Annotated in this window: 27 protein-coding genes; 16 read left to right on the forward strand and 11 right to left on the reverse strand. The window is 53.6% G+C overall.

Features of this window, described 5'->3' with window-relative positions:
• Positions 1–43 precede the first annotated feature (43 nt).
• Positions 44–508 carry an outer membrane lipoprotein gene (locus OC597_RS06035; RefSeq protein ID WP_026142354.1) on the forward strand — a complete coding sequence of 155 codons (465 nt, stop codon included), beginning with the start codon at positions 44–46 and terminating at the stop codon, positions 506–508.
• Positions 509–596: 88 nt separating this feature from the next.
• Here the strand turns inward: OC597_RS06035 and slyA are convergent, their stop codons facing one another.
• Entirely contained in the window at positions 597–1031 is a 435-nt protein-coding gene (slyA, locus tag OC597_RS06040) for a transcriptional regulator SlyA (RefSeq protein ID WP_099061826.1), read from the reverse strand.
• Positions 1032–1211: 180 nt separating this feature from the next.
• Between slyA and OC597_RS06045 the strand changes: the two genes are divergently transcribed.
• The 3 genes from OC597_RS06045 to OC597_RS06055 are packed head-to-tail and all read left to right on the forward strand — an operon-like array spanning position 1212 to position 4352.
• Complete coding sequence (locus OC597_RS06045; protein ID WP_170925021.1) at positions 1212–1448, forward strand: DUF1656 domain-containing protein; 237 nt, start codon at positions 1212–1214, stop codon at positions 1446–1448.
• Positions 1449–1451: 3 nt separating this feature from the next.
• On the forward strand, positions 1452–2309 hold the full coding sequence (locus OC597_RS06050; RefSeq protein WP_261255215.1) for an efflux RND transporter periplasmic adaptor subunit: 858 nt from the start codon (positions 1452–1454) through the stop codon (positions 2307–2309).
• A 9-nt stretch (positions 2310–2318) separates the two neighbouring features.
• Positions 2319–4352 (forward strand): FUSC family protein, encoded by a 2034-nt coding sequence (locus OC597_RS06055; RefSeq protein WP_262208022.1) that lies wholly within the window; start codon positions 2319–2321, stop codon positions 4350–4352.
• 9 nt (positions 4353–4361) lie between these two features.
• Here the strand turns inward: OC597_RS06055 and sodC are convergent, their stop codons facing one another.
• Positions 4362–4883: a superoxide dismutase [Cu-Zn] SodC gene (sodC, locus tag OC597_RS06060; RefSeq protein ID WP_262208023.1), complete on the reverse strand. Its 522-nt coding sequence runs from the start codon at positions 4881–4883 to the stop codon at positions 4362–4364.
• 240 nt (positions 4884–5123) lie between these two features.
• Here sodC and OC597_RS06065 point away from each other — a divergent pair, with 240 nt between their 5' ends.
• Entirely contained in the window at positions 5124–6971 is a 1848-nt protein-coding gene (locus tag OC597_RS06065) for a polyurethane esterase (protein ID WP_262208024.1), read from the forward strand.
• Between the two features lie 41 nt (positions 6972–7012).
• Here the strand turns inward: OC597_RS06065 and OC597_RS06070 are convergent, their stop codons facing one another.
• The 3 genes from OC597_RS06070 to OC597_RS06080 form a co-directional block, all read right to left on the reverse strand.
• Complete coding sequence (locus OC597_RS06070; protein WP_262208025.1) at positions 7013–7909, reverse strand: aldo/keto reductase; 897 nt, start codon at positions 7907–7909, stop codon at positions 7013–7015.
• Positions 7910–8008: 99 nt separating this feature from the next.
• Positions 8009–8248, reverse strand: coding sequence for a DUF1289 domain-containing protein (locus OC597_RS06075; RefSeq protein WP_261255242.1), 240 nt, complete (start codon positions 8246–8248; stop codon positions 8009–8011).
• Between the two features lie 21 nt (positions 8249–8269).
• The gene (locus OC597_RS06080; protein ID WP_261255253.1) at positions 8270–9199 is read right to left on the reverse strand and encodes a LysR substrate-binding domain-containing protein; all 930 of its coding nucleotides are present in this window, start codon (positions 9197–9199) and stop codon (positions 8270–8272) included.
• 141 nt (positions 9200–9340) lie between these two features.
• Between OC597_RS06080 and OC597_RS06085 the strand changes: the two genes are divergently transcribed.
• The 4 genes from OC597_RS06085 (at position 9341) to OC597_RS06100 (ending at position 13674) form a co-directional block, all read left to right on the forward strand.
• Positions 9341–9982 (forward strand): NAD(P)-dependent oxidoreductase, encoded by a 642-nt coding sequence (locus OC597_RS06085; RefSeq protein ID WP_262208026.1) that lies wholly within the window; start codon positions 9341–9343, stop codon positions 9980–9982.
• 146 nt (positions 9983–10128) lie between these two features.
• A complete protein-coding gene (gene eptA, locus OC597_RS06090; protein ID WP_262208027.1) occupies positions 10129–11766 on the forward strand; it encodes a phosphoethanolamine transferase EptA in 1638 nt (545 codons plus the stop codon).
• Between the two features lie 103 nt (positions 11767–11869).
• The gene (locus OC597_RS06095; RefSeq protein WP_112347520.1) at positions 11870–12490 is read left to right on the forward strand and encodes a TetR/AcrR family transcriptional regulator; all 621 of its coding nucleotides are present in this window, start codon (positions 11870–11872) and stop codon (positions 12488–12490) included.
• A gap of 86 nt (positions 12491–12576) precedes the next feature.
• Positions 12577–13674 carry an alkene reductase gene (locus tag OC597_RS06100; RefSeq protein WP_262208028.1) on the forward strand — a complete coding sequence of 366 codons (1098 nt, stop codon included), beginning with the start codon at positions 12577–12579 and terminating at the stop codon, positions 13672–13674.
• 67 nt (positions 13675–13741) lie between these two features.
• Here OC597_RS06100 and idi read toward each other — a convergent pair whose 3' ends face one another.
• Positions 13742–14281: an isopentenyl-diphosphate Delta-isomerase gene (idi, locus tag OC597_RS06105; RefSeq protein WP_262208029.1), complete on the reverse strand. Its 540-nt coding sequence runs from the start codon at positions 14279–14281 to the stop codon at positions 13742–13744.
• Positions 14282–14619: 338 nt separating this feature from the next.
• On the opposite strand from idi, the gene gloA reads away from it, so the two are divergent.
• Both gloA and rnt read left to right on the forward strand, forming a co-directional pair.
• Positions 14620–15027 carry a lactoylglutathione lyase gene (gene gloA, locus OC597_RS06110; protein WP_099065734.1) on the forward strand — a complete coding sequence of 136 codons (408 nt, stop codon included), beginning with the start codon at positions 14620–14622 and terminating at the stop codon, positions 15025–15027.
• Between the two features lie 78 nt (positions 15028–15105).
• Positions 15106–15786, forward strand: coding sequence for a ribonuclease T (gene rnt, locus OC597_RS06115; RefSeq protein ID WP_261255298.1), 681 nt, complete (start codon positions 15106–15108; stop codon positions 15784–15786).
• Between the two features lie 72 nt (positions 15787–15858).
• Here the strand turns inward: rnt and OC597_RS06120 are convergent, their stop codons facing one another.
• Positions 15859–16206 (reverse strand): Grx4 family monothiol glutaredoxin, encoded by a 348-nt coding sequence (locus OC597_RS06120; protein WP_012144929.1) that lies wholly within the window; start codon positions 16204–16206, stop codon positions 15859–15861.
• 415 nt (positions 16207–16621) lie between these two features.
• Between OC597_RS06120 and OC597_RS06125 the strand changes: the two genes are divergently transcribed.
• Both OC597_RS06125 and sodB read left to right on the forward strand, forming a co-directional pair.
• Positions 16622–17443, forward strand: coding sequence for a C40 family peptidase (locus OC597_RS06125; protein ID WP_261255301.1), 822 nt, complete (start codon positions 16622–16624; stop codon positions 17441–17443).
• A gap of 193 nt (positions 17444–17636) precedes the next feature.
• A complete protein-coding gene (gene sodB, locus OC597_RS06130) occupies positions 17637–18215 on the forward strand; it encodes a superoxide dismutase [Fe] (protein WP_085116580.1) in 579 nt (192 codons plus the stop codon).
• Positions 18216–18271: 56 nt separating this feature from the next.
• Here sodB and cydH read toward each other — a convergent pair whose 3' ends face one another.
• Positions 18272–18361, reverse strand: a complete 90-nt coding sequence (cydH, locus tag OC597_RS06135) for a cytochrome bd-I oxidase subunit CydH (protein ID WP_004943739.1) — start codon at positions 18359–18361, stop codon at positions 18272–18274.
• A gap of 323 nt (positions 18362–18684) precedes the next feature.
• On the opposite strand from cydH, the gene purR reads away from it, so the two are divergent.
• On the forward strand, positions 18685–19710 hold the full coding sequence (purR, locus tag OC597_RS06140) for an HTH-type transcriptional repressor PurR (RefSeq protein ID WP_099065644.1): 1026 nt from the start codon (positions 18685–18687) through the stop codon (positions 19708–19710).
• Here purR and punR read toward each other — a convergent pair.
• Positions 19707–20651: a DNA-binding transcriptional activator PunR gene (gene punR / locus OC597_RS06145; RefSeq protein WP_261255307.1), complete on the reverse strand. Its 945-nt coding sequence runs from the start codon at positions 20649–20651 to the stop codon at positions 19707–19709. The two genes, purR and punR, sit on opposite strands and share 4 nt — an antisense overlap.
• A gap of 123 nt (positions 20652–20774) precedes the next feature.
• Between punR and punC the strand changes: the two genes are divergently transcribed.
• Both punC and cfa read left to right on the forward strand, forming a co-directional pair.
• The gene (punC, locus tag OC597_RS06150; protein ID WP_261284443.1) at positions 20775–21983 is read left to right on the forward strand and encodes a purine nucleoside transporter PunC; all 1209 of its coding nucleotides are present in this window, start codon (positions 20775–20777) and stop codon (positions 21981–21983) included.
• A 340-nt stretch (positions 21984–22323) separates the two neighbouring features.
• Positions 22324–23475 (forward strand): cyclopropane fatty acyl phospholipid synthase, encoded by a 1152-nt coding sequence (cfa, locus tag OC597_RS06155; RefSeq protein ID WP_207977095.1) that lies wholly within the window; start codon positions 22324–22326, stop codon positions 23473–23475.
• Between the two features lie 81 nt (positions 23476–23556).
• Here the strand turns inward: cfa and OC597_RS06160 are convergent, their stop codons facing one another.
• Positions 23557–23853: an I78 family peptidase inhibitor gene (locus OC597_RS06160; RefSeq protein ID WP_170925020.1), complete on the reverse strand. Its 297-nt coding sequence runs from the start codon at positions 23851–23853 to the stop codon at positions 23557–23559.
• A gap of 29 nt (positions 23854–23882) precedes the next feature.
• Positions 23883–24533, reverse strand: coding sequence for a riboflavin synthase subunit alpha (locus OC597_RS06165; RefSeq protein ID WP_261255313.1), 651 nt, complete (start codon positions 24531–24533; stop codon positions 23883–23885).
• Positions 24534–24590 lie beyond the last annotated feature (57 nt).

Consider the following 24590-nt stretch of genomic DNA (forward strand, 5'->3'; position numbering starts at 1 on the left):
AAAGGTTCCCCAGGTTATGGACTACTACCAACAGGAGTTTTATATGATCAAGCGTCTTCTCGTCGTTGCCATCGCCGCAGTTACGCTGGCAGGGTGCGCCAATGATTCCATGTCCGGCGACGTTTATTCCGCTTCGCAGGCCAAACAGGTGCAAACCGTGACTTACGGCACGCTGGTTTCTGTGCGCCCGGTCAAGATCCAGGGTAGTGAAACATCGAACACCATTGGTGCCATTGGCGGTGCCGTGCTGGGTGGTTTCCTTGGTAACACCGTTGGCGGCGGCACAGGCCGTAGCCTGGCAACGGCAGCCGGTGCGGTAGCGGGTGGCGTTGCGGGTAACAGCATCGGTGAAGCAGCCGGTCGTACTTCAGGCTATGAGCTGGAAATCAAGACTGACCAGAAAGAGAACATCGTGGTGGTTCAGAAGGCTGGCGATACCAAGTTCAGCCCGGGGCAACGCGTTCGTATGGCTCGCACTGGCGATACCATTACCGTCTCCCCACTGTAAGCTGGGTGTAGCAGGTAAAACCGGAGGCTTTAGGCCTCCGGTTTCATTTCCGATGCTGTGAAATCAAATCGTAAAATAGAAAATATTCTTATTGTTTATTTTGCAGTTCAGTGATGTTTTGTTCCAACTTACCAATCAAACCCACCAGCAGATGCACTTCATCGGTGGTAATTCCGCTCAAAATTTCACCCCGCGTAGAACTGATGACGCTGTCCACTTCCCGGATAATCGGGTCGGCCGCTTCGGTCAGCTTAATACGTTTCGCACGCCGGTCATTGGCGCAGGTGTGGCGAGTAATCAACCCCTTCTCTTCCAGTTGGTCCAACGTACGAACCAATGACGGTTGCTCAATGCCGATCGCCTTGGCCAGTTGGATCTGCGACTGCTCCGGCGGCAAACGATTGATACTGTGCAAGGTTACCCAGTGTGTTTGCGTGAGCGCCAGCGGCTTGAGCCGATGATCAATGAGCGCGCGCCATACACGAACTAATCGTGCTAAATCTGAACCTAATGTTGACTCCACTTACCCCTCCTTATAATTAGCATGCTAACATACCCTCCCAGAGCTTAGACTATTTTGAGTAACTAACATTAAAAACACAAATGTATATAATGTATATTGTGGAAATAGCCACCATTTTGATCTGTTATTGTTTATTCTCTATGCAAAGACTCAACATATTCACTCATCGGGATTGTTAATGTGAATACTTCATGGCTTCATGCCTCGTCCCCGCTACCCGATTTGGTGCTGGGCGCCTCGCTTTATTTTCCACCCATATTTAAGGCTGTGTTGCTTGGCCTGGTTTTATGGTTACTGGTACACCATCTGTTGCGAGACTGGATTTATTCCGGCGAAATTTGGCATCCCATGCTGATGGATTTGTCTATTTTCGTCATTGCCGTCAGCGGCTCCCTGTGGCTTTTAGCAAGTTGGTAACTGATGATGCCTAAAACATTAAAATATTTTTCTACGGTAATCGTCTGTGCCATTGCCATCTGTGCCGGTTGGTGGCTATGGAATTATTATATGCAATCCCCGTGGACCCGTGATGGAAAGGTGCGCGCAGAACTCGTCAATATCACGCCAGAAGTATCTGGAAGATTAGAGAAAATAACGGTTCATGACAATCAGTTCATACCTGCGGGAAGTCTGATTTTTACGATCGACCCAGTGCCATACCAGATTGCACTCGACAATGCTGAGGCCGCGCTGGCAAAAGCGCAGTCCGATATGGCCAAGGCCGACCATGAAGCGGCACGCCGTCGTGGCCTGCCGAAAAATGTTATTTCTGCCGAAGACATGGACGAGTCAAATTTAGCGGCCCAGGCAATGAAAGCCTCGTATAAAGCCGCGCAAGCTAATCTGGAACAGGCCAAATGGAATTTAAGTAAAACTAAAATTTTTGCCCCTACCGACGGCTATATCACCAATTTACAGGCTCGGGTTGGAAACTATGCCAGCGCAGGGACCCCGCTGGTCGCGCTGGTTGACGTGCACTCTTTTTATGTGCTCGGCTATTTTGAGGAAACCAAGCTAAAACATATAAAAGAAGGCAATAAGGCGGATATCGTTTTATATAATGGCAACATCCCGCTCCAGGGCGAGGTGGAGAGTATTGGCCGAGCCATTTACGATCAAAGCGTCGACAGCAGCAGCGATTTATTAATGGACGTGAAGCCCAACGTGCCCTGGGTACGGCTGGCGCAGCGCGTACCGGTGCGGATAAAACTGCTGAACGTGCCCGCCGATTTACCCTTGGTGGCTGGCACCACCTGCACCATCTCCATTCATCAGTAAGGCTAACCGGTGAATCTGCCTTTTTTGGAATGGAACCGCACCCCCTGGGGGAAAGCCACCGGCGGGCAATGGCGCTATGCACTGCGCAATTCGCTGGCGATGTGCCTGTCGCTGTGGGTGGCTTTTGTTCTCAATCTGGACGAACCCTACTGGGCGCTAACCTCGGCGGCAGTGGTCAGTTTCCCCACCGTCGGCGGCGTGATCAGTAAAAGCATCGGACGTGTTTTCGGCAGCCTGGTCGGTGCCGCCGCTTCGGTGGCGATTGCTGGCCATTGCCTGAACGATCCTTGGTTGTTCACCCTGTTTATTGCCGCCTGGATCGGACTGTGCACTTACATTTCCAATCATTATCAGAACAACGTCTCCTACGCCTTTGCACTGGCGGGCTATACCGCCGCCATCATCGCCTTCAGCACGGTCAACGTGACCGACACCCAGCAAATCTTTGATATCGCCCAGGCGCGCGTTTGCGAGGTGATCACCGGTATTCTGTGCGGCGGCCTGATGATGATGATCCTGCCCAGCACCTCGGACGGTGAAGCCCTGCTGACCTCGCTACGACGCATGCACCTGCGGTTGCTGGAACACGCCGCCATGCTGTGGCAGCCTGAAATTACCGTGCAGATGCGTACGTCGCACGAAGGGGTCATCGGCCAGATCCTGACCATGAACCTGCTGCGTATTCAGGCCTTCTGGAGCCACTACCGGCTGCGTCGGCAAAACAACCTGCTCAACTATATGTTGCATCAGCAGCTGCGTATTACCAGCGTGATCTCCAGCCTGCGCCGCATGCTGCTGAACTGGCCGGATCGCCCGGCCAATCTGGCGAGCGTGCTGGATCAACTGCTGAACGAGCTGCGCAATCCTGATACCGATAAATACCGGCTGGCCCGCATCCTGCAGCAGGTCGCCCCACAGGATCCTGCCGATTACCGCCACCGCGCCTTCTGGTTGCGGCTACGGCATTTCTGCTGGCTGTACCTGAACTGCAGTCGCTGGCTGCTGCGGCTGGAGAGCGCCACCCCGGTCAGCGATATCCAACCGCCGCATGTGACCTCTCTGGCACGCCACACCGACAGCTACGAAGCCGCCTATAACGGGTTACGCACCTTTTTGTGCATTGTCCTCGGCTGCGCTTACTGGATTAACACCCAATGGGAAGCCGGCAGCTCCGCCCTGACGCTGGTCGCCATCAGTTGCGTGCTCTATTCTTCCACGCCTTCGCCGATCAACAGCATCACGACTTTGCTGAAGGCGGTGACGCTGCTTTCGATTGTCTGTTTTATGGTGAAGTTTGGCCTGATGATCCAGATAGATGATTTGTGGCTGTTCTGCGCCTTCCTGTTCCCGGTGCTGGTGACCATGCAGATGCTCAAGCTGCAAAATCCCCCCTATGCCGCGCTCTGGGGACAGCTGATCGTGTTTATGGGCTCGTTTCTGTCCGTCACCAATCCGCCGAGCTACGATTACCAGTCGTTTATCAATGACAGCCTCGGCAAGATTGTTGGTGTCCTGTTGGCCGGGCTGGCGTTCCAAATCTTGCGGCCCAGCTCGGACAAACGCAAAAGTCAGCGCATTATCCGAGCCCTGCGACGCGACTTTATCGATCAACTGAGCAAAAAGCCGCAGCAGAGCGAGAGTCGGTTTGAATCGCTGATTTACCACCGCATCAGCCAATTGAATCAAAGCCAGGATCAAGAGGCACGCAGTTGGTTATTGCGCTGGGGCGTGGTGCTGCTCAACTGCAGCCATATCGTTTGGCAACTGCGCGACTGGCAGACCCGCTCCGATCCGCTCTCGGCGGTGCGGGATGTTTGTATCCACTGCCTGCGGGGCATTATGACGGAGAAAGGCGTACAGCATCGCTCGCTGGACGCCAGTTTGCAGGAATTGCAACGCATGAGTAATGCACTGGCGCACCACCCGGAACAGGCGGCGCGCGATCTTGCCGGGTTAATTTGGCGACTTTACTGTTCGTTGCAACAGTTACAGCAGGCGATCACCCCTCCTGACAGTACAGCAGCGGTACCTGCGCCCCGTTAACCGGCGTTATCATTTGATGACACCGCAGGCGAAACGCTCGCCTCCGCCACCCAGAGGTTTAGGCTGGTCGGAATGGTTATCGCCGCCGGCATGCACCATCAGTGCCTTACCGGTTATTTCGCTGATTTTTTTCAGCCGCGGTGCCAACACCGGATCGTTGGCCATGCCGTCATTCGTTACATAAATTGCCGGCAGGTCTCCCAAATGGCCGTCGGCATAGGGGCCAAGGTGTTTACCGGTTTTTTGCGGGTCAAAATGGCCGCCCGCCGCCAGTGCCGCAACCGCCTTACCCTCTTTCATTCCCGGCTCGCAACTGCCGTTCTCGTGAACGTGAAAACCGTGCACCCCGGCCGGCAACGCTTTGAGCTTTGGCGTAAACAGCAGGCCGTAAGGCGTTTCGCTGATCGTCACTTTGCCAATGTCCTGACCAATTCCCTGTCCGGTCACCAGATTCATCTCAACATCCACCGTTGCCGCCTGCGCGACTCCGCAGGCCATCAGGCCGAAGGCTGCATACCAATAATGTTTCATTAATTAATCTCCCTGAGCTCACTGTGAGCATTCAAGTATAGGGGAAGCTGTTAGCCACCGCTCAAAACGCGCACAATTTTGCCGTTCAAATTCGCATTCTGAATAATTCATACTAATAATAATTCTACCGATGTCGGTCCTCTGACCAGCTGTCGTTCGGTATACCTTCTTTACCTGTGCAAGCTGCAACAGCTAATCAAAGATCAACCCGGCAATGCAGCAAATTCATAAGGAACTGATATGGGAATCTTTAATTACCAAGATCTCGATGATGCGAAGTCTAAAGTATTATTTAGTGACGCTATGGCAATTTCTACTTACGCCTATCACAACATCGACAATGGATTTGATGAGGGCTACCACAATACCGGATTCGGTCTGGGCTTACCCCTGACCTTGGTGACAGCGCTGATTGGCAGCACGCAATCGCAGGGAGGATTACCTGGAATTCCCTGGAACCCCGATTCGGAAAAAGCGGCGCTGACGGCAGTCAATAACGCTGGCTGGTCATTGATCAGTGCTAACCAATTAGGCTACCAGGGTAAAACCGATGCCCGTGGTACCTATTATGGCGAAACTCTGGGCTATACCACCGCCCAGGCTGAAGTACTGGGGAAATATGACGGCGAAGGCAACCTCACCGGCATTGGCATTGCTTTTCGTGGTACCAGCGGCCCGCGGGAATCCCTGATTAGCGATAGCATTGGCGATTTGATTAATGACCTATTGGCGGGATTTGGCCCTGCCGGTTATGCCGATAACTACAGCCTGAAGGCCTTCGGCACCCTGCTGGGCGATGTCGCTAAATTCGCCCAGGCGCACGGGCTGAGCGGCGATGACATCACCATCAGCGGCCACAGTCTCGGTGGGCTGGCGGTGAACAGCATGGCGGCACTCAGCGACGACAGTTGGGGCGGTTTCTATTCGCAATCCAGCTATGTGGCATTCGCATCCCCCACGCAATACGAGACCGGTGGCAAGGTGATTAATATCGGCTATGAAAACGACCCGGTATTCCGCGCACTGGACGGCACAAACCTGACGTTGGCCTCCTTAGGGGTGCATGATGCGCCGCAGGAGTCCGCCACCAATAATATCGTTAATTTCAACGATCACTACGCTTCAGCCGTCTGGAATATCCTGCCCTTCTCGATCCTGAATATTCCGACCTGGCTATCCCATCTGCCGTTCTTTTATCAGGACGGCTTGATGCGAGTATTAAATTCAGAGTTTTACTCGCTGACCAGTAAAGACTCGACGGTGATTGTCTCCAACCTCTCCGATGTGACTCGCGGCAATACCTGGGTTGAGGATCTCAATCGCAACGCCGAGCACCACAGCGGCCCAACCTTTATTGTGGGTAGTGACGGTAATGATTTAATCAAGGGCGGTGCCGGTAATGATTATCTTGAAGGCCGTGCCGGCAATGACACTTTCCGTGACAGCGGCGGTTTTAATATTATTTCCGGCGGCGAAGGCAATAACACCCTGGATCTGCAGTATGCATTGAAAAATAGCGAGGTCGCCTACGACGGTAATACGCTCTACCTGCGCGATGCCAAAGGCGGCATCACTCTGGCAAGTTCGATTAATACGCTGAAAAGCAAAGAATCAGCACTGCTGATTTTTACCAAAGACGTTGATCACCAGGTGACCGACAGCGGATTGCGATCCGACAAAGGGTTGACCGCCTATGCCAGTTCGGCCAACGGCAGTGCAGCCGATGACACCCTGACCGCCAAAACCACGGGCTCCTGGCTGTTCGGCCTGGAGGGCAATGACCAACTGTTCGGTGGCAAAGGCAATGACGTCTTTGTCGGTGGCGCTGGTAACGACGTAATGCACAGTCAGGGCGGCAGCAACACCTTCCTGTTCAGTGGCGACTTTGGTCAGGATCAGATTTACGGCTATCAGGCGCAGGACAAGCTGGTGTTTATCGGGACGGATGGCAGCAGCGCGGGCGGTAACTTCCGCGATTTTGTTTCTGAAGTGAACGACAATCTGGTGTTTAACTTTGGCGGCAATACGGTCACGCTGGTCGGACAGGGGCTGAGCAGCCTGTCTGACGGCCAGGTGGTGCTGGCGTAAAAAAAAACGGGCAGTCCAGGCTGCCCGGCTTCTTAAGACGATTAAGGCACGTCGTAACCTAACGCGGCTTTACGGATACGGAACCACTGTTGGCGGTTCAACGTCAATTGCTGCGCCTTCAACGCCGAACGCACGCGTTCAATCTTGCCAGAGCCAATGATCGGCAACGGTGCCGACGGCAAACGCATCACCCAGGCATACACCACCTGTTCAATCGTATCGGCACCGATTTCTTGCGCTACCGCCTGCAGCTCATCGCGCAGCGGCTGGAACTCGGCGTCGTTGAACAGGCGACCGCCCGCCAGACAGGACCAGGCCATCGGCTTGATACGCAATTGCTGGCACTGATCCAGGGTGCCATCCAGAATACTCGGCTGATGGATCGGCGAGATCTCAAGCTGATTGGTCACCAGTGAGAACGGCAGACGCGACTGCAACAGCGTGAACTGCGTCGTAGTGAAGTTGGACACGCCGAAGTGGCGTACCTTGCCGCTTTTATGCAGCGCCACAAAGGCCTCGGCCACCTCATCGGCATCCATTAACGGATCCGGACGGTGGATCAGCAACAGGTCAAGATAATCGGTATGCAGATGCGCCAGTGAACGTTCCGCGCTGTAAACTATGTGTTCGCGATCGGTAATGTAATGGCCGATCGGGTTACCCGGTTTGGCGGTGGTGGCGATGCCGCATTTGGACACCAGCTCCATCGACTGGCGCAGCGAAGGCTTCAGGCGCATCGCGTCACCAAAGGCTTGTTCGCAGGCATAGCCGCCGTAAATGTCCGCATGGTCGGCGGTGGTCACACCCAGCTCAATATGCTGCTCAATGAACGCCAGCAACTGCTGCGGCGACATGCCCCACTCCATCAAACGCCAGTATCCGCAAATCATGCGGGAAAATTCAGGCCCCTGCGGCGCGAGTTGTATACGGTTTACCATTGTTGAAACCTCATGACATTGTTTAATGCCAGCATACACAAGCGGATAACGCGGTGGGAAGCAGAAAGCCGCGCTTACGTGCGGCAGATCAGAAATGGCTTAGAACAGCGAGGGTTGTTCCGGCAAGGGTTCATCAGGTTGCTTGTTCGCTCGTTGCAGGCGCAGGAAACGCTGGTGACACAGGCGCAGCACGTCCCGTTTTTGCGCATCGCTCATTTGTATCCAGCCAAAGCGTTCCTCACGGCTGCGCAGGCAGCCACGGCAAAAGCCGCGATCGTCGGCCTGACAAATGCCGCGACACGGGCTGGGGATGTCAAAAAACTCGAGCTGCTGTGCCACACGTCCTCCTGCGTTCTCTTCCTAATTGAAGACGCCATCGGCGCCGCTGGCAAGTGACTTTTCGGCATGTCGGTGAAAATAGTCACGTAAATATCGCAACGCCTGACGATTTTTCTCCGGCATTGCCCGTTCGAGCGTCATCGCATGCAGCCGCAACGGTGCCGGTCGCCATTCAGGCATCAGTTGGATCAGTTCGCCGCGCTGCAGTTCATCTTCAATTTCATACAGCGGTTGAATCGAGATCCCCAGACCACTGCGAGTAAAGGCGCGCATCACGTTCATACTGTCACTGACGATCTGTCCTTCCGCCAGGCGCAACTTTAGCTGTTGCCCGCCCTGATGATGTAAATCCAGATGTGCGCCGCTGAAAGCTCCCGAGATCCACCGGTGCTGCACCAGGTCCTGCGGCGTCTCCGGCACCCCATGTTGGCTGAGGTAGCGCGGTGCGGCACACAGCACCATCGGCCATTCGGCCAGCGGGTGGGCAATCATATTGGCATCCGCCAGTTGGCGGTTGACCCGCAGCGCAATGTCGATCCGATGTTCGATCATATCGATAATCCGGTCGTCCGCCAGCACCCGCAGCGTCAACTTGGGATGGGCCTGCAGCAGCGGTGCCATCGCCTCCGCCAGCGGGCGGCCACCAATACCAATGGTCGTGGCAATACGCAATTCCCCTACCAGGGTGTCACGCAGCTCCGCCAGCCGCTGTTCGGCCTGCTGCGCCTGAAACAGCATCGCCTCACAGCCAGGGTAAAACGCCGATCCTGCTTCGGTCAGTGCCAGCCGCCGCGTCGAACGGTGCAACAGCGGCACACCGAGCGTTTTTTCCAGCGACCGCATATGTTGGCTGACCGCCGACGGCGTCATGCCCAGCCGCCGGGCCGCTCCGGCAAAAGATCCTTCCGCCACCACGGTAGCGAATACCGCCATTCGATTCAGTTTATCCACGATTATGAAGTTTTACTTAATCAAGAAAGCATGAATATGGCACTAATCAGCTCTATTGTTAAGTACTACAGTGTATATAGCCGCTCAGGTCAACCCGGCCTGAGACAAAGCACTGAACCTATTCCTGACAGGAGCAAACAGATGAAAGTAGCCATTATTGGAGCAACCGGTTTTGTAGGCCGTCGCGTGGTAGATGAAGCACTGGCTCGTGGCTTACAGGTCACGGCGATTGCTCGTCAGCCAAAAGACTTGCCGGACAATGCTAACCTGACCGTCGCCCTGGGTGACGTCGCCGATACCGAGTGGCTAGCGAAACAGCTGGCCGGTCAGGATGCAGTGATCAGCACCTTTAACCCAGGTTGGGCGGAAGAGAATTTGTACGAAAAAACCACTCGCGGTTCACAGCAGATCCTGGACGCGGTGAAAAAATCCGGCGTCAAACGCCTGCTGGTGGTTGGCGGTGCCGGCAGCCTGGAGGTGGCTCCGGGCGTTGAACTGGTAGATACCCCGCAGTTCCCGGAAAATATTCGTCCAGGCGCGCAGGCCGTGCGTGATTTACGCAACAAGCTGCGTAATGAAACCCAACTCGACTGGACCTACTTGTCCCCTGCTGCACTGCTGGAACCCGGCAAGCGTACCGGCCAGTTCCGTCTCGGCACCACTCAATTGTTGATGAACGGCCAGGCTCCGGCCAGTATCTCGGTAGAAGACCTGTCGGTTGCGATCCTCGATGAGATAGAAAAACCGCAGTTTATTAAAGCGCAATTTACCGCCGCCTACTAAGCACTATCGCCAGACCACCCGGTCTGGCGCCTTTAACCTAAACCAAAATTAAACGGCTCTGCCACCAATCTAAATCTCTAAGGTTTTCTTAAGTTTCATCCTGTAAATTTCAGCGCATTACACAATATCAGGATTTAGATTTGGCAATGTCGTTACGTCAACGCTTACAGTGCAACAGCCTGGGTTTTATCCTCACCAGCGCCTTATTCTTCACTCTGTTCCAAAATGCGTTATTCCTTCATAAAGCCTGGTCGTACATCACCTTCGATAACGTCCACAGCGTGATTTTCGCCGTCACTATGCCGGTGGTGATTTTCTGTGCGCTGAATATTATTTTCAGCGTGCTGACCGTGCCATTCCTGCGCAAACCGCTGATGATCTTCTTCCTGCTCGGCAGCGCTGCCGCCAACTACTTTATGTACAGCTACGGCGTGGTGATCGACGGCAACATGATGCAGAACGCCTTCGAGACCAATCCCCAGGAGGCAACGGCGCTGTTAACGCCACGCATGGGGCTGTGGTTAACCCTGCTCGGTATTCTGCCTGCGGTATTGGTTTGCTTTGTCGACATCCGTAAAACTCGCCCATGGTGGTACATGGTCGGGCTACGCGCCGCCAACGTGATGCTCTCGGTGGTGGTGATCCTGATTATCGCCGCGCTGTTTTATAAGGATTACGCCTCGCTGATCCGCAATAACAAAAGCGTGGTAAAAATGCTGACGCCATCGAACTTCGTTTCGGGCACCATCAAATTTACCCAGCAGCGTTACTTCACCCGCAATTTACCGCTGGTGAAGATCGGTGAAGATGCGCATAAAGGGCCACTGATTACTGCACAGCAAAAGAAAACCCTGGTGATCCTGGTGGTGGGGGAAACGGCGCGCGCCGAGAACTTCTCATTGGGCGGCTATGGGCGTGAAACCAACCCACGCCTGAAGCAGGACAACGTGGTGTACTTTAAAAACGCCAGTTCCTGCGGCACCGAAACCGCCATTTCCGTGCCTTGCATGTTCTCCAACATGCCGCGCAGGGATTACGATGCTACCCAGGCAACACATCAGGAAGGCATGCTCGACGTAATGGCACATGCCGGTGTCAATGTGTTGTGGCGTGAAAACGACGGCGGATGCAAAGGTGCCTGCGATCGCGTACCGCACGTGGACATGACCAAGCTGAAATTACCGCAGGATTGCGACGGCGACGTCTGCATGGATAACGTGCTGCTGTATAAACTGAACGACTATATCAACGGCCTGAAAGATGACGGCGTGATAGTGCTGCACCAGATGGGCAGTCACGGGCCAGCCTATTACCGCCGCAGCACGCCAGAATTCCAGAAGCTCTCGCCGACCTGCAACAGCAATCAGATCCAGGACTGTACCCACGAACAGTTAGTGAATACCTATGACAATTCACTGCTGTATACCGATGCCATGCTGGACGACACCATCAAGCTGTTGCAACAGCACAGCGACAAGTTCAACACCGCGCTGGTGTACCTTTCTGACCACGGTGAATCGCTGGGAGAAAATGGCATGTATCTGCACGGCACGCCTTACGTGTTTGCCCCAAGCCAGCAAACCCACGTCCCTTTCCTGATGTGGATGTCTGCAGACTATGAGCGCAACTTCAAGGTGGATCGTCAGTGCCTGAATAACATGGCGGAAAAGGATGATGTCTCGCAAGACAACCTGTTCCACACCCTGCTCGGCATGCTGAACGTGCAGACCCGTGAATATCAACCCCAGTTGGATATTCTGCAGCGCTGCCGGGGTGCAGCCTGAGGGCTTAATTTGCGGCCCCTGTTCGGGCAAAATACTGATCATCATAACCGGCATTTTTATGCCGGTTTTTTTATTGCCATTGACCTAGACCAATCGGTCTATTATGCTGACACCCATTATGACTAAACATGCGCATTGCCCTACAGATACCCGTGAACATTTGCTCGCTACCGGCGAGACCCTCAGCCTGCGCCTTGGTTTTACCGGCATGGGGTTGAGCGAGTTGCTGAGCACGGCTGGCGTGCCGAAAGGCTCGTTCTACCACTACTTCCGTTCGAAGGAAGTGTTTGGCGAAGCGATGCTACAGCGCTATTTCGAACACTATGATGCGGCAATGCAACAGCTGTTTACCGACGATAAAAGTGATGCACGCCACCAGTTGTTGAGTTATTACGCTCAGGCGATCAGCTACCACTGCCGCAGCGAATGCCATAACGCCTGCCTGGCGGTCAAACTTTCTGCCGAGGTGAGCGACCTGTCGGAGCCCATGCGACATGCACTGGAAACCGGCAGTGCCCGGGTAATTGGTCACCTGCAGGATACGATTGAACGCGGTATCCGCGAAGGCTCGCTGTCGATAGCCATGAGCCCGGCAGCCACCGCAGAAACGCTGTATTCACTGTGGCTTGGTGCTTCACTGCGCGCCAAAATCCGCCACTCGGTCGCCCCACTGACCAGCGCGCTGGAAAGTATTGAACTGTTGTTGCGCCCGGCGCAGCGCTAAAAAACACTTTGGTTTATCAAGAATTACCCAGTTGGGCAGTTCTACATTTGTTACTAGTCGACCGGTCTATTAATATAGGATTCATTATGAAGATTGAAAAGTTGTTCTCCCCGTTGAAGGTTGGCGCAGTAACCCTGCCAAATCGCGTGTTTATGGCCCCGCTGACGCGCCTGCGCAGCATTGAGCCGGGCGACATCCCTACTCCGCTGATGGGTGAGTATTATGCCCAACGTGCCAGCGCGGGTCTGATCGTCACCGAAGCCACCCAGATCTCTTTCCAGGCGAAAGGCTATGCCGGCGCACCGGGGCTGCATACCCCAGAGCAGATCGCCGCGTGGAAAAAGATCACCCAGGGCGTACACGATAAAAACGGCCATATCGCCGTTCAACTGTGGCACGTGGGTCGTATTTCCCACGACAGCCTGCAACCGGGCCAACAGGCACCGGTCGCCCCTTCTGCGATCAATGCCGACACCCGCACCACCGTACGTGACGAAACCGGCGCCTGGGTACGAGTACCTACCACTACCCCGCGCGCGCTGGAAACCGAAGAGATCCCAGGCATTATTAATGATTTCCGTCAGGCAACCGCCAACGCACGTGAGGCCGGTTTCGATTTTGTCGAGCTGCACGCCGCACACGGCTATTTGCTGCACCAGTTTATGGCTCCGGCGTCTAACCAACGTACCGACCAATACGGTGGCAGCGTCGAAAACCGCACGCGCCTGACGCTGGAAGTGGTTGACGCCACCATCGCTGAATGGGGCTCAGAACACATCGGCATCCGTATTTCACCATTGGGCCCGTTCAACGGCCTGGACAACGGTGAAGATCAGGAAGACGCGGCGCTGTATCTGGTGGAAGAACTGAACAAGCGCAACATCGCTTTCCTGCATATTTCCGAACCTGACTGGGCCGGTGGCAAGCCTTATTCCGACGCCTTCCGTGATTCAGTACGCGCCCACTTTAAAGGGGTGATTGTCGGGGCCGGCGCTTACACCGCCGAGAAAGCGGAAGAGCTGATCAATAAAGGCTTTATCGATGCCGTGGCCTTTGGCCGCAGCTATATCGCCAACCCGGATCTGGTTGAGCGCTTCAAGCAAAATGCTGAACTGAACGAACCCAAGCCGGAAACGTTCTACGGCGGCGGTGCTGAAGGTTATACCGACTACCCAACGCTGTAAGTAAAATAGAAAAGCCCGCCGGTGTACCCATGCCGACGGGCTTTTTGCTGTCTGGGACATCGGTCAGTTAGCCCGCAGCCAACCTCGCCCAACGGTCCATCTCATTGGCATCAAGATTATTCATTATTGTGCGAAACCAAACGGTAAACTTTTCAGGGTTGCGCGTTATACCATCCGTTAATTGCTGAATATCAATCCACGTCCAGCTGTGGGCCTCTTCAGGTGCCCCCTGTGGTTCACCGTCAAATAAACCGACGAAGATATGATCGAATTCGTGCTCAATTAAATCGCCGGGTACCGCGGCGTGATAGGTAAAGCTGGAAACCTGCTGCAACTCACTGCTGAACCCCATCTCTTCCTGCAATCGGCGCTGAGCCGCGGCAAGTGTTGCCTCCCCCCAGCGTGGGTGGCCACAGCAGCTGTTGGTCCATAGCCCGGCCGAGTGATACTTACTGAAAGCCCGCTGTTGCAACAGCAGACGGCCCTGACTATCAAAGATAAAAATTGAAAACGCCCGATGCAACAACCCCTGCTGGTGTATCTGCGTCTTGGTTTGCGAACCAATGGAATTATCATCGGCATCCACCAGAATGAGCATTTCATCCATTAAGCGACTCCTTCGGCAAACGCGATGTTCCCGCACTGAAAAAATAAACCGTCATATTAACCCGATCCAAATTGATAAATTAACCCTGTCCAATCCGGGCTCTACCTCGTTATCGTGACGCGCTGTTCCTTGCAGTGGTTATAGTACCTATTTCCATACTGTGCACGGCGACAAAGTGTGCGGTTGCGGCTGCCTTACCGGATCACTGAGTGACAACGTCACCATGGTATTGTGCGCCCTGCCTTGGCATACATTGAAATCCTTTATGCGGCAACGCTATACTGGATTTCGCTTCAATCCATCCGCCATTGGCAACGGCACATCCAATCAGAGGAATTATGCGCTTACTCCATACCATGATCCGCGTCGGTGACCTGCAACGCTCCATCGACTTCTATACCAAGGTATTAGGCATGCGCTTGCTGCGTACCAGCGAGAACCCGGAATACAAGTACTCGCTGGCGTTTGTAGGCTATACCGATGAAAGCGAAGGTGCAGTGATTGAACTGACCTATAACTGGGGCACCGACAGTTACGAAATGGGCACCGCATTCGGCCACCTGGCGCTGGGGGTTGACGATGTCGCCGCCACTTGTGACAGCATCCGTAACGCTGGCGGCAAGGTCTCCCGCGAAGCCGGTCCGGTCAAGGGCGGCACCACGGTTATCGCCTTTGTTGAAGATCCGGACGGTTATAAAATCGAACTGATCGAGAACAAACACGCCGGCCATGGCCTCGGTCACTAAGGCCAATCAGGGGCGCTTGCTGCGCCCCTGTTTTTTCCGCGTGATAACCGCCTGCAACCGGGCGCAAAATTTGCCATAATGCGCGCTGCATTCGATGAAGATAAGAAACTGATGGCCGAAAAAAGTGATCTTAACGCCCTGAGTGGCCGTTTTCGTGGGTTTTACCCCGTAGTGATAGATATAGAAACTGCCGGTTTTAATGCCAAAACTGACGCGCTGCTGGAAATTGCCGCCGTTACGTTAAAAATGGATGAAGACGGCTGGTTACAACAGGACGAAACCCTGCACTTTCACGTGGAGCCTTTTGAAGGTGCCAACCTGCAGCCGGAAGCGCTGGCTTTTAATGGTATCGACCCGAGTAATCCGCTACGCGGTGCGGTCAGTGAACACGATGCCCTGCACGCTATTTTTAAAGCGGTACGCAAGGGGATTAAGGATCGTGGCTGTAACCGGGGGATCATTGTGGCGCATAACGCCAATTTCGATCACAGCTTCCTGATGGCTGCCGCAGAGCGCGCCAGCCTGAAACGCAACCCTTTCCACCCCTTCGCCACCTTTGATACCGCGGCGTTGAGCGGGCTGGTGTTGGGGCAGACGGTGCTGGCCAAAGCCTGCATTGCCGCCGATATCCCGTTCGATAGCGCCCAGGCGCATTCGGCGCTGTATGATACCGAGCAAACCGCTCAGTTGTTCTGCGAACTGGTTAACCGCTGGAAACGCCTTGGTGGCTGGCCATTGGCGGCCAGTAATACCGACTAAGATACAAAAAAATCGGGCGGCCCAGTATTAGCTGGCACCGCCCGATGACTTCCAACAATAGAACCGAGCCGATTATGGCTGCTGGTCTTCCTGCTGTTTGTATTTCTCTGCTGTTTCTTTGATCAGCTGCTGCAATTCGCCGCGCTGATACATTTCCATGATGATATCACAGCCGCCGACCAGCTCACCGTCTACCCACAGCTGTGGGAACGTCGGCCAGTTAGCGTATTTCGGCAACTCGGAGCGGATGTCCGGGTTCTGCAGAATATCAACGTAAGCAAAACGCTCACCACAGGCAGACAGTGCCTGCACGGCTTGCGCTGAGAAACCGCAGTTTGGCAATTTCGGTGAACCTTTCATGTACAGCAGAATTGGGTTCTCAGTGATCTGGTGCTGAATTTTTTCAATCGTCGTCGTCATTATATTGCTTCCTCAAGCCAAATCTCATGGCTACAACATGCATCACACTGGCTATTGTAGCGGCTGGAACAGTCGCAAGAAAACGCCATCTTTTGCAGGGGCATTCCTTGGTTGTCAGTCGCGTCTCGCCGGCAAGGCCTTTCCGGTCAAAACATATGCGCAGAATAACATTTTTAATCTGGCTATTTCACTAATATATTTTTTCATCAAAACGCGACGTTTAATAATTCCGGTGACGGACATTGTTGTTTTTTTATACACCAACAGATTGATTATTCAACAAAAAAAATGCTATTAACGTTTTCTCACAATATGGATTATCATTTATGAGTTCTTCGCTGTTTTATATGGCGAAATTCGGGAATACTGTCATTCTTTCGATATCTGTTCCGGGGCCAAGGTTGGTAACGTCGACATGCGTTTAATTCTTACGCTTTTTGTGCTGTTGTTTACACAGCTATTCTTTAATCTGGCGCATGCTGCGCCGCAGTCTCGTGTTGCCGCCGAGCAGCGCAAGAGCCACGTAAACGAAGCCCGACCGGATGACCGCAAGAAAAAGAAAGCGGTTAAAGCCAGCAGCAAAAAAGTGAAAGTCACCACCCCACAGAAAACCGCCAAGGTTTCCAAAGCCAAAACAGAAAAAACCGCTAAAAAGATTGTTAGCGCCAAATCGAAAAACCAAACGCATAAAATCGCCAAAGTTAAAGTGACCCCGCCGAAAAAGGGTTACAAAAAAGGCTATGGTCGCCACCGCGAAGCCGGCATGGCCACCGCCAAATTAGTTCGTGACGAGAAGCCACTGAAACTGACCCCGGCGCACAAGAAACGCTACCAGCATGCGAAACAAACCGCGATGGCCAAGCTGATGGATCAGATGGGCAAGCCCTATCGCTGGGGCGGCACCTCGCCAAGAACCGGTTTTGACTGCAGCGGCCTGATTTATTACGCCTACAAAGACGTGGTGAAAATCAAAATGCCACGTACCGCCAACGAGATGTACCACCTGCGCGACGCCGCGCCGATCAAGAAAAATGAACTGGAAAGCGGCGACCTGGTGTTCTTCCGGATTAACAACCGCGGTGCGGCAGACCATGTTGGGGTTTATCTGGGCAACGGTAAATTCATTCAGTCACCGCGTACTGGTGAAGAGATCCGCATCAGCCAGCTCGACAACGACTATTGGCAAAACCACTACATTGGCGCACGTCGGGTAGTGACACCGAAAACCATTCGATAATTTCCTTTGCGGCTGGCACTACCAGCCGCTCTCCCCTGATTGTTTCCCCAAACTCCCGTTACTGCAGCCAATCCTTTGCCATTCCCCCCTGCATTTCATCGCGAAAATTGCTAAGCTAAATACCCACAATAAAAACAGGTCAATCTATTGTTGGTTGTTCTGATTCAGGTTGGCACTGTAAAAGGAGAAAGCAATGTCGTTTGAACTGCCCGCATTACCCTATGAAAAAAACGCCCTCGAGCCGCACATTTCCGCAGAAACCCTGGAATACCACTATGGCAAGCACCACAACGCCTACGTGGTTAACCTGAACAATCTGTTGAAAGGCAGCAAGTTTGAAGGGTTATCGCTGGAAGCAATCATTAAGGCCTCAGACGGCGGCATCTTCAACAATGCTGCACAGGTGTGGAACCACAGCTTCTATTGGCATTGTTTGTCGCCACAAGGCGGCGGTGAGCCTCAGGGCAAACTGGCAACGGCGATCAACCAGGCTTTTGGTTCTTTCGCTGCCTTCAGGGAACAATTCAGCGATGCCGCAGTGAAAAACTTTGGCGCAGGCTGGACCTGGCTGGTGAAAAAGCCGGATGGTTCACTGGCCATTGTTAACACTTCGAACGCGGCTACGCCGTTGACCGGTGAAGATAAACCGCTGCTGACCGTCGACGTTTGGGAACACGCTTACTATATCGATTACCGCAATGCGCGGCCGGCCTACCTGGAAAACTTCTGGGCGCTGGTTAACTGGGCATTTGTGGAGAAAAACCTGGCGTAAAGCTGGGGGAAAGAGCAATCAGGCGCAGCGGGCTGCGCCTGTTTTACTTAAGGGGATCAGTTCAAAGCAGCGGTGAAGCTGAAAGCAATAATCACAGCCAGCGCACAGACGGTAGTGAACAGTGACATTTTCAGATCGGTATCCATTACAACTCCTTTTCAGATTGGGTTTCCCAAGGGTAAAAGGCACACAATTAATGCGTCAAACCATTTTCACACAGTTAGCCAATAAAATCTTGTTATCATTTCCCGGTTTATTATATCGATTACCTCTTCCACTTTTGTTCAATATGGGACAAAATTCGCAGTTCACAACTGTGTACCGGCAAAATGCCCCTCCTGACCAAGCGCTGACGACTTCAACACACTAAAAACTCAGTTTTCGCTTCTTTGGAGAAGGATCTACGCAGGCAAACGATTAACATCACACTTACATGCTGCAACATGTGAGTTCAGGAGTCATTCTTTACATGGCAACGATTAAAGATGTGGCCAAACGCGCTGGCGTTTCCACCACCACCGTTTCGCACGTCATCAATAAGACTCGTTTCGTCGCCGAAGAGACAAAAACGGCCGTGGCTGCCGCGATTAAAGAGCTGCACTATTCACCCAGCGCCGTGGCGCGTAGTCTGAAGGTCAATCACACCAAATCGATTGGTTTGCTGGCGACCTCCAGCGAAGCCCCCTACTTTGCCGAAGTGATCGAGGCGGTGGAAAACAGTTGCTACAGCAAAGGCTATACGCTGATCCTGTGTAACTCGCACAACAATCTGGACAAACAGCGTGCCTATCTGGCGATGTTGGCGCAAAAACGCGTCGATGGCCTGCTGGTCATGTGTTCGGAATACCCGGACCAATTGCTTGGCATGCTGGAAGACTATCGCAATATCCCAATGATGGTGATGGACTGGGGTACCGCACGCGGTGATTTTACCGATACCATTATCGATAATGCCTTCGAAGGTGGCTATCTGGCCGGGCGTTATCTGATCGAGCGCGGCCACCGTGACATCGGTGCCATTCCGGGTCAGTTGGCGCGCAATACCGGTGGCGGCCGCCATCAGGGCTTTTTAAAAGCCATGGAAGAAGCCAATATCGAAGTCCGCGACGAATGGATTGTCCAGGGTGACTTTGAGCCAGAATCCGGCTACAAGGCCATGCACCAGATATTGTCGCAGAAACATCGCCCGACCGCGGTATTCTGCGGTGGCGATATCATGGCGATGGGCGCGATCTGCGCCGCCGATGAACTTGGGCTGCGCGTGCCACAGGACATCTCGGTGATTGGCTATGATAACGTGCGTAACGCCCGCTATTTCACCCCGGCACTGACCACCATTCATCAGCCCAAAGAGCGTTTGGGCGAGATGGCATTCACCATGTTGCTGGACCGTATCATCAGCAAGCGCGAAGAGTCGCAGGTAATTGAAGTGCATCCCAAGCTGGTTGAGCGCCGTTCGGTCGCTGACGGCCCGTTCATCGATTACCGCCGCTAGTCGTTAGCGCCGGAAGCCTCTGCAGTTTCCGGCGTCACTTCGCTTAACCATTCCTGATTCAACGTTTCACTGTCCCCCAGGTAGTCCAACAGCCAGGCCATCGCCGGGGATGGCGTATTCTGCTGCCAGGTCAGACAACAGGGGCTGGCCGGAAACGGCTGTTGCAACTGCAATGCCACCAGTTCCCCACGTTGCACCAACGGCAATGCCTGATGCGCAGGCATCATGCCGACGCACAGGCCTGCACACAAGCAATCCAGCGCCGAAGCCCAGTCCGGCGCCACCAACCGCCGTTGGTTGTCCAACGTCCAGGTGACCCGCTTGGGCAGGTTGCGTGAGGTATCTTCCAGACACAGTGATGGGAAAGGCCGAAGCTGATCGTCGTTCAGCAGGCCTTCCAACGCCGCTAATGGATGCTGCGGGCTGACCACGCACAACCAGCGCATGTCCCCCATATCGCGAAAAGCATACCCGCCACCGACCGGCACTGCACGCGTCGCCCCGATCGCCATATCGGCACGCCCATCCACCAGCGCATCCCATACACCGTTAAACACTTCCGGTTGCACCATCAGTTCAACGTCGGGGAAATGACGATAAAAATCCAATACCAGTTGGCGGCAGCGCTGAGGTTTAACAATGATATCCACGGCAATTTTCAATTGCCCACGCCAGCCGTTAGCCACCTGCTGACACTGTCTACGGGTGTCGAGCATTTTTTTGATGACAATGCGCGCATCCTGAACAAACAACACGCCAGCCGGGGTCAGCTCCACGTCACGATGACGGCGCTCAAACAGGGGTACCGCCAACCATTGCTCCAGTTGTCGCACGGTATAACTTACCGCCGAGGGCACACGGTGCAATTCCTGCGCCGCTGCGCTGAAGCTGCCAGTACGGGCGACCGCGTCTACTACATCGAGAGAATATTCAGACCACATGACTTTGCCTTCAATTTTTTTAACAGCACCTCGCAAATATTACCGTTTCACAAGCAGAGATCCAGCCGGATACACTTGCCGGCGCTAAAAACCTGCGACATTAAAATATTAACGAGAAATACCATGCGAAATTCCTTTGGTTTTATGTTCTACCTTGCCGGCCTGAGTATGCTGGGTTATCTGGCCACCGACATGTACCTGCCCGCCTTTGGCGTGATGCAGCAAGACCTGCAGATTTCCGCCGGGGCGATCAGTGCCAGCCTCAGTATCTTCCTGGCCGGCTTTGCCTTTGCTCAGCTGCTCTGGGGGCCGCTTTCCGATCACCTCGGCCGTAAACCGGTGTTGCTGATTGGCCTAGCGCTGTTTGCCCTGGGCTGTCTCGGTATGCTGTGGGTACAGAATGCCGTTCAGCTGTGGTCACTGCGTTTTATCCAGGCGATTGGCGTGTGTTCTGCCGCCGTCACCTGGCAAGCTCTGGTGATTGACCGTTACCGTGAAGGCAAGGCTAACCGAGTCTTCGCCACCATTATGCCACTGGTCGCACTTTCGCCGGCACTGGCCCCCCTGGTCGGCGCCTGGTTGTTGAACCACATGGGCTGGCGTGCAATCTTCGCCGTGCTGCTGGGCATCACGGTGATTTTGTTGCTGCCGACGCTGCTGTTGAAAGAAAGTGCCAAGGCCGCGCCTTCTGCCGAGAAGAAAAATACCCTGACCTTCTTGCAACTGCTGAAGTCCCCAGCCTTCAGCGGCAACGTCACCATCTTTGCCGCCTGCTCAGCCGGCTTCTTCGCCTGGCTGACCGGTTCACCCTTTATTCTTGGTGATATGGGCTACAGCCCAAATGATATCGGCCTGAGCTATGTGCCGCAGACCCTGGCATTCTTATTAGGGGGTTATGGCTGTCGCACCGCGTTAAATCGCATGAATGGCAACACCTTACTGCCGTGGCTACTGGTAGCTTATGGCATCAGCATGGTGGCGTTATATCTGGTTGCCACGCTGACCGAGCCAACGCTCACCACGCTGCTGATCCCGTTCTGCGTGATGGCGCTGGTCAACGGTGCCACCTACCCAATCGTAGTGGCAAATGCGTTAACCCCGTTCCCGGAAGGCACCGGCAAAGCCGCGGCCTTGCAAAACACCCTGCAGTTGGGCCTGTGTTTTGTCGCCAGTATGCTGGTGTCGGCCTTTATCGGCCAGCCGCTGTTGGCAACGGTAACGGTGATGGTTTCTACAGTGGTGTTGGCCGCATTGGGCTATATGCTGCAACGGGGAAAAGTGATCGATGATCAGCAGGCTGCAGGGCAGGAACATGCTAACTCTGCGTCATAATTGTATGCATTAATAATCACTTAAAGAATATTTTTGCCGAGTGCGATTTACAGTTGAGTAAGCGCCTCGGCAAGCCTATACTCAAAACGACCTTTTAAAATAACACTTTTATAATTTCTTTATCACAAATTGCTGTTGTGTACGCGTATGGCGTCACACTTTTTTAAGGATTGTCTTTCCCGCGTTTCTTGCGCAGGAATCTTCTTAAAATTTTCCTCTGTTCATAGTCGGATATCAGACGCCACGGGACTTTTTACCGTAGGTAAACGTATGCACCCGCAGAATTTGTCTAAGCTATTTTTTGGCGGGTCATAAGTCAGAAGAAGGTGATGGAGAAGCTATGAGTTCATCGTGTATAGAAGATCTGAGCATTCAGGATAACCAATGGTATCGCATCGCCCATGAAATGCTCAGCATGGCCGGTATTGAAGTTAACGGCTCGCGCCCTTTCGATATTCAGGTTAAAAATCCCGATTTTTTTAAACGCGTGCTGCAGGAAGGCTCCCTTGGCCTGGGCGAAAGCTATATGGACGGCTGGTGGGAATGTGAACGGCTGGATATATTCTTTCAACACGTAGTCCGTGCCGGTCTGGAAAAGAAACTCCCCCGCCATCTGAAAGATACCCTGCGTATTGCCGCCGCGCGACTCACCAATTTGCAATCGAAGAAACGCGCCTGGATAGTCGGTAAAGAACATTACGATCTGGGAAACGATCTGTTTACGCAGATGCTCGACCCTTATATGCAATATTCTTGCGCCTACTGGAAAGAAGCCACCACGCTGGAAGAAGCGCAAGAAGCCAAGCTGCGGATGATTTGCGATAAACTGCAGCTGCAGCCGGGCATGAACTTGCTGGATATTGGCTGTGGCTGGGGCGGGCTTTCCGCCTATGCGGCGAAAAACTACGGTGTTTCGGTAGTGGGCGTGACCATTTCTGCCGAACAGCAAAAACTGGCACAGGAAAACTGCGCCGGGCTGGACGTCGAAATCCGCTTGCAAGACTACCGCGATTTAGACCTGCAGTTTGACCGTATTGTTTCTGTCGGCATGTTCGAGCACGTTGGTCCGAAAAACTACCCCACCTACTTCAAAGTGGTGGAGCGTAATTTAAAACCGGACGGCCTGTTCCTGCTGCACACCATTGGCTCGAATCGGACAGATATGAATGTTGACCCGTGGATCAACAAATATATCTTCCCGAATGGCTGCCTGCCGTCGATCTCACATATTGCCCAGGCCAGTGAGGGGCGTTTTGTGATGGAAGATTGGCATAATATTGGCGCCGATTATGATCGCACCCTGATGGCCTGGTACGAACGCTTCAAACAGGCGTGGCCACAACTTGCCCAACGTTATTCGGATCGTTTCGAACGCATGTTCAGCTATTATCTGAATGCCTGTGCAGGAGCGTTTCGCGCACGTGATATTCAGCTGTGGCAGGTGGTATTCAGCCCGAAAGGCGTTGATGGCGGTATTCGCGTCACGCGTTAATAATCACTCAGCATAATGAAAGAACCCCGGCTAGCTTACACTAACCGGGGTTCTTTTTATGCATTGATCAACGCGGGTATATTAGCCGCAATACACGCGAATGATCTTATCATCGCTATCGCCGAGGAAGTTCAGACGACGCAGATTGAAGTCCATCGTGACCGCAGAGTTATACGGAATCGCGCGCACTTGCGATTCAATCTGCACGCCTTCGAGCGCTGACATCGGTTTACCGACATAGCTCTGATATTGCGCCGCACCGCAGGTGTCATTTTCTGCATCTACCGCAGGGTTGGCAGTACCCTGTTCCGGCGAGCTGCTACAAGCACTCAGCGCCAACAGCGCCGTTAACATCAACGTTTTCCCATAAAACTTCACGCGATTGCTCCTCTGTAGTTTGTCGTTCGTCAGACCTTCTGTGCCAGCGCACTCGCCGCCGCCATTGCCGCTTCACGGCTCGCCAACACCCGCTCAACGGTGTCTACCACCGCCTGCGTTTGTGGATCGATCTCAATATTCACCTTATCACCCAGGCGTTTTTTGCCCAGCGTGGTGCGCTCCAGCGTTTCCGGGATCAAATGCACGCAAAAACGGTTATTCACCACCTCACCGATGGTCAGACTAATACCATCGATACCAATGAAGCCTTTGTGCAGAACGTATTTCATCAGTTCCGCATCCGGCATGCGCAGCCACACCTGACGGTTATTCTCAGAGGTATAAATCTTGGCAACCTCTGCCGTGCAGATAATATGGCCGGACATCAGGTGACCGCCAATTTCATCATTAAATTTGGCCGCTCTTTCGATGTTGACCACGTCCCCCAACGCCAGCTCACCGAGGTTGGTCAGGCGCAGCGTTTCTTTGATTAAATCAAAGCTGACGCGGTTGCCTTCAACCGCAGTGACGGTCAGGCAGCAGCCATTATGAGAGACCGATGCGCCAAGCTCGAGCCCAGGCAGCAACTCAGTGGGCATGTCGATGACGTGCGTGCGGAAGTTGGATTTTTCATCAATGGCGACCAGCGGCGCGGTGCCTTGTACGATACCGGTGAACATGTGAGCCTCTTCTTTCTGAAAATGTTTAAAACGCTTGGGGCAGTTTGCCCCAGTTGA

Origin of the sequence: Serratia proteamaculans (assembly GCF_946227095.1) — a bacterium.
Taxonomy (GTDB): domain Bacteria; phylum Pseudomonadota; class Gammaproteobacteria; order Enterobacterales; family Enterobacteriaceae; genus Serratia; species Serratia proteamaculans_E.

Bases quoted from the DNA above. Each gene is read 5' to 3' on its own strand.
- OC597_RS06035 (WP_026142354.1), top strand. From the start codon at position 44: ATGATCAAGCGTCTTCTCGTCGTTGCCATCGCCGCAGTTACGCTGGCA.
- OC597_RS06050 (WP_261255215.1), top strand. From the start codon at position 1,452: ATGATGCCTAAAACATTAAAATATTTTTCTACGGTAATCGTCTGTGCC.
- sodC (WP_262208023.1), bottom strand. From the start codon at position 4,883: ATGAAACATTATTGGTATGCAGCCTTCGGCCTGATGGCCTGCGGAGTC.
- OC597_RS06065 (WP_262208024.1), top strand. From the start codon at position 5,124: ATGGGAATCTTTAATTACCAAGATCTCGATGATGCGAAGTCTAAAGTA.
- OC597_RS06070 (WP_262208025.1), bottom strand. From the start codon at position 7,909: ATGGTAAACCGTATACAACTCGCGCCGCAGGGGCCTGAATTTTCCCGC.
- OC597_RS06085 (WP_262208026.1), top strand. From the start codon at position 9,341: ATGAAAGTAGCCATTATTGGAGCAACCGGTTTTGTAGGCCGTCGCGTG.
- eptA (WP_262208027.1), top strand. From the start codon at position 10,129: ATGTCGTTACGTCAACGCTTACAGTGCAACAGCCTGGGTTTTATCCTC.
- OC597_RS06095 (WP_112347520.1), top strand. From the start codon at position 11,870: ATGCTGACACCCATTATGACTAAACATGCGCATTGCCCTACAGATACC.
- OC597_RS06100 (WP_262208028.1), top strand. From the start codon at position 12,577: ATGAAGATTGAAAAGTTGTTCTCCCCGTTGAAGGTTGGCGCAGTAACC.
- idi (WP_262208029.1), bottom strand. From the start codon at position 14,281: ATGGATGAAATGCTCATTCTGGTGGATGCCGATGATAATTCCATTGGT.
- gloA (WP_099065734.1), top strand. From the start codon at position 14,620: ATGCGCTTACTCCATACCATGATCCGCGTCGGTGACCTGCAACGCTCC.
- rnt (WP_261255298.1), top strand. From the start codon at position 15,106: ATGCGCGCTGCATTCGATGAAGATAAGAAACTGATGGCCGAAAAAAGT.
- OC597_RS06120 (WP_012144929.1), bottom strand. From the start codon at position 16,206: ATGACGACGACGATTGAAAAAATTCAGCACCAGATCACTGAGAACCCA.
- OC597_RS06125 (WP_261255301.1), top strand. From the start codon at position 16,622: ATGCGTTTAATTCTTACGCTTTTTGTGCTGTTGTTTACACAGCTATTC.
- sodB (WP_085116580.1), top strand. From the start codon at position 17,637: ATGTCGTTTGAACTGCCCGCATTACCCTATGAAAAAAACGCCCTCGAG.
- cydH (WP_004943739.1), bottom strand. From the start codon at position 18,361: ATGGATACCGATCTGAAAATGTCACTGTTCACTACCGTCTGTGCGCTG.
- purR (WP_099065644.1), top strand. From the start codon at position 18,685: ATGGCAACGATTAAAGATGTGGCCAAACGCGCTGGCGTTTCCACCACC.
- punR (WP_261255307.1), bottom strand. From the start codon at position 20,651: ATGTGGTCTGAATATTCTCTCGATGTAGTAGACGCGGTCGCCCGTACT.
- punC (WP_261284443.1), top strand. From the start codon at position 20,775: ATGCGAAATTCCTTTGGTTTTATGTTCTACCTTGCCGGCCTGAGTATG.
- cfa (WP_207977095.1), top strand. From the start codon at position 22,324: ATGAGTTCATCGTGTATAGAAGATCTGAGCATTCAGGATAACCAATGG.
- OC597_RS06165 (WP_261255313.1), bottom strand. From the start codon at position 24,533: ATGTTCACCGGTATCGTACAAGGCACCGCGCCGCTGGTCGCCATTGAT.